A 3,434-nucleotide genomic window follows, 5' to 3' on the forward strand; every position below is an offset into this window, starting at 1 on the left:
AAGCAGGAAACATCCCCACCGCAGCGCACACGCGCAGCGGCTCAGCCGCGAGGCTGAGGGGAATCCCCCTCGTTCACGAGGGGGAGGAAGTCAACAGGACCTCGTCGCGATCGTCGCCGGGGGCGAGGCGGAGAGCGCCCGGCCAGCGACCGACCTCCCGCCAGCCGAGGCGGCCGTAGAAGTCCTCCAGCCCGGCGCCGCCGCGTGCGGCCAACCGGAGTTGCTCCAGCTCCATCTCGTCGCGGGCGATGTCGCGAACGCGATGCATGAGGGCGGCCCCGATGCCGCGGCCCCGCAGGCCCGTCCGTGTCTGGACGTGGTGGAGCGTCCCCCAGTGGGCGGTGAGTTCGAAGGGATCACGCCGGACGTTGAGCCACCCGGCGAGGTCGCCGTCGATCGATGCGACCACGAGGCGGCTCGTCTCCGGTGCGAGGCCCGCGACGAGCGCGTCGACCGCCGGGCCCGCCTGGTCCGCGTCGATGGGCGGGAAGGGGAACCCGGCCGCCCCGCCGGCGTTGGTGACCTCGATCCAGCAGGCCACGAGTGCCCGCCGCAGCTCCGGGGTGATGTCACCCGGGGCCGTGGCCTGTCGCAGGTCGAGCGGTCCACTGTGCATGCGGGAGATCCTCGCACCCGGCGCCGGCCGCCGCGTCGCTGGTGCTGTTCGCCTGAGCGGTCGGGCGGGGGAGGGGCGAGCGGGTCATCCGCTCGCCCCTCCCGGCGTTTCAGCGGGGGCCGAGACCGTTGAGGAGGGTGTCGACGACCCGGGCGGCGAGTTCCTCCGGGGTGTCGTCGGTGCCGGGGTGCGGCTGGGCGGCCTCGTGGATCAGGGCGTAGTAGACGCGGCGGACCCAGGCGAGGTCGGCGTCGGGGCGCAGGATGCCGGCGTCGCGGGCGTCTGCGAACAGGCGGTTGCAGCGGTCCAGCACCTCGGCGTGGATGCGGGCGGTCTCCGGGTCGTCGGGGAGGGCGGCGCCCATCGCGAACCCCCAACCGATCTTCACCCGGAGGACGTTGGCGGTCACCTGGTGCAGGGCGACGAGCGGCGGGGTGTGGTCGCCGACCGCCTCGACCGCCGCGTGGAACTGCCGGGTGGCCCAGGCGGTGAGGGCGGCGAGCAGGGCGTCGCGGGTGGCGAAGCGGCGGTGGACGGTGGTGCGGGCGACTCCGGCGGCCTCGGCGATCTGCTCCATCGTGGCGGCCGGGTTGGCGCTCAGGACGCGTTCGGCGGCTTCCAGGATCGCCCGGACGGTGCGCTCGGTGTCCGCTCGCATCGGCCGCCCCTCTCGTTCGTGTGGCTCGTTCGTGTGGCTGGGCCTGGTGGTTCGCCAAAGGCTACAGCGGAGTAGCCACTCGGACGGTAGTTGCGACATTGATGATGCAAGTTCTAGATTACTTGCATCATCAGTGACGCAACTTTGCGCGCGTGGGAGGGGACCGACATGGACATGCAGCTGAGCGGCAAGGCCGCCGTGGTGACCGGGGCGAGCCGGGGGATCGGGCTGGCCGTGGCGGCCGCGCTGGCGGCCGAGGGGGTGCGGGTGGTGGCGGGTGCCCGCACGGTGACGCCCGAGCTGGCGGCGACCGGGGCCGTCGCCGTCCCGGTCGACCTGTCGACGCCGGACGGTCCGGCCCGGTTGATCGAGGCGGCGACGGCCGAACTCGGCGACGACATCGACCTGTTGGTGAACAACGTGGGTGGCGGCGACGGCGGTGGGGACCAGGTGGGCGGCTTCCTCTCGTTCGGCGACGAGCAGTGGCGGCAGTCCTTCGACCTCAACCTGATGGCGGCCGTGCGCACCACCCGGGCCGCGCTGCCCGGGCTGGTGCGGCGGCGCGGCGCGATCGTCAACATCTCCTCCAACGGCGCCCGGATGCCGCACGCCGGGCCCGTCCCGTACACGGTGGCCAAGGCCGCGCTGACGGCCTTCGGGAAGGCGCTGGCCGAGGAGTTCGGGCCGAGCGGGGTACGGGTCAACACCGTCTCGCCCGGCCCGGTGCGGACGGCCATGTGGGAGTCGCCGGCCGGCTACGGCGCCGCTCTGGCCACGGCGTTGGGGCTGGAGCAGGAGCAGCTGCTGGCCGCACTGCCGGGGACGGCCGGCATGACCACCGGCCGGCTGGTGGAACCGGCGGAGGTGGCGGCGCTGGTCGTCCACCTGGCCTCGCCGCTCGCGGGGAGCGTCACGGGGGCGGACTTCCTGATCGACGGCGGTTCGGTGAAGACGGTCTGAGGCGGGGTGGGGAAGGGTGGGCAAGGGTGAGGAAGCCGGGTCGTCCGCGTGATCCAGCGATGGGCCGGGACCGGGACGGACGGTCGAGTCGACGGGCCTGTCCCACGGTGACCGTCCCGACCTGCCGGACGTGCCGACGAGCGCCGACTTCCTCACCGGCTCCACCGACGCGGGTCGGCCCGGCCGGAACGCGGCTCAGGTGGTGCTGTCCGAGGTCGTTTCGGCCTTGCTGGAGAGGATCTCGCGGGCCTGTTCCGCGGCGCGGGTGATGCTCTCGCTGACGAAGTCGAGGAACCGGGCGATGTTCTCGAGGCGGACGGCGGCCGGGGTCTGGGGGCCGAGGATGCCGACGCCCTGCCGTGTGATGTCGACGAGCTGGGCGGTGGAGCGGGCGCTGGCCATCATCGAGCGGTACCAGATGTCGTCGTCGACGATGTAGCGCTCGCGGCGGCGTTCGTCGCGCTCCCGGCGGATGAGGCCCTGGTCGTCGAGGAACGCGACGGCCTTGGAGATGGACGCCGGGCTGACCTGGAGGTGCTGGACGAGTTCGGACGCGGTGAGGCTGCCGGTGTCGGTGAGGGTGAGGCTGGCCAGCACCCGGGCCGTCATGTTGGGCATGCCCGAGGCGATGAGGACGGTGGTGAAGACCTCCTCGTATTCGCGCACGGCTTCGGGGTCGCGTCCGTGGGGCTGCGGGGGTGTCTGCGGCCCGTGGGGCGCGGTCTGCCGGCGCCGGTGGGTGCGGCGTTCGGTGGCGCGGTGGGCCAGGTCGGCGCGGTAGGCGGTGGGGCCGCCGTTGCGCATGACCTCGCGCGTGACCGTCGAGGTGGGGCGGTCGAGGCGTCGGGCGATCTCCGCGTAGGCGAGGCCGTCGGCCAGCCCCAGGGCGATCTGCTGGCGTTCCTGCTGGGTGAGCCTGCCTCCCGGCATCGCGGTCTCCTTCGTGGTCCGTGGGGGTCTCCGGACCCCACAGTAGCGTTCACTTCCAGTCCAATGCAACGCAATCGGTGTCTGTCATTGCGTTAGATTCAGGACCGTTGCAACGATATTAGGCCTCTCACCTGCGCCTATGGTGTTTGCGTGCAACGAGCCTGTTGCAGGCTTTGCGAACGCAACGTAGCTTTTCCCTCGTTAGAAACAACGAGTGCAGGAGAGCACACCATGCAGAAGTTCGCCACCACCGCCCCGATCGCCGCCGTC

At 72.1% G+C, this 3,434-nt stretch carries 4 protein-coding genes; 1 reads left to right on the forward strand and 3 read right to left on the reverse strand.

Features of this window, described 5'->3' with window-relative positions; genetic code table 11:
• Positions 1 to 73: 73 nt before the first annotated feature.
• Both ACZ5WK_RS40170 and ACZ5WK_RS40175 read right to left on the reverse strand, forming a co-directional pair.
• On the reverse strand, positions 74 to 616 hold the full coding sequence (locus tag ACZ5WK_RS40170; protein ID WP_465555509.1) for a GNAT family N-acetyltransferase: 543 nt from the start codon (positions 614 to 616) through the stop codon (positions 74 to 76).
• A gap of 109 nt (positions 617 to 725) precedes the next feature.
• On the reverse strand, positions 726 to 1,274 hold the full coding sequence (locus ACZ5WK_RS40175) for a TetR/AcrR family transcriptional regulator (protein WP_465555511.1): 549 nt from the start codon (positions 1,272 to 1,274) through the stop codon (positions 726 to 728).
• Positions 1,275 to 1,442: 168 nt separating this feature from the next.
• On the opposite strand from ACZ5WK_RS40175, the gene ACZ5WK_RS40180 reads away from it, so the two are divergent.
• The gene (locus ACZ5WK_RS40180) at positions 1,443 to 2,234 is read left to right on the forward strand and encodes an SDR family NAD(P)-dependent oxidoreductase (RefSeq protein ID WP_465555513.1); all 792 of its coding nucleotides are present in this window, start codon (positions 1,443 to 1,445) and stop codon (positions 2,232 to 2,234) included.
• A 195-nt stretch (positions 2,235 to 2,429) separates the two neighbouring features.
• Here the strand turns inward: ACZ5WK_RS40180 and ACZ5WK_RS40185 are convergent, their stop codons facing one another.
• Complete coding sequence (locus tag ACZ5WK_RS40185; RefSeq protein WP_465555515.1) at positions 2,430 to 3,164, reverse strand: helix-turn-helix domain-containing protein; 735 nt, start codon at positions 3,162 to 3,164, stop codon at positions 2,430 to 2,432.
• Positions 3,165 to 3,434 lie beyond the last annotated feature (270 nt).

The organism is Kitasatospora sp. NPDC032757, from assembly GCF_055579305.1.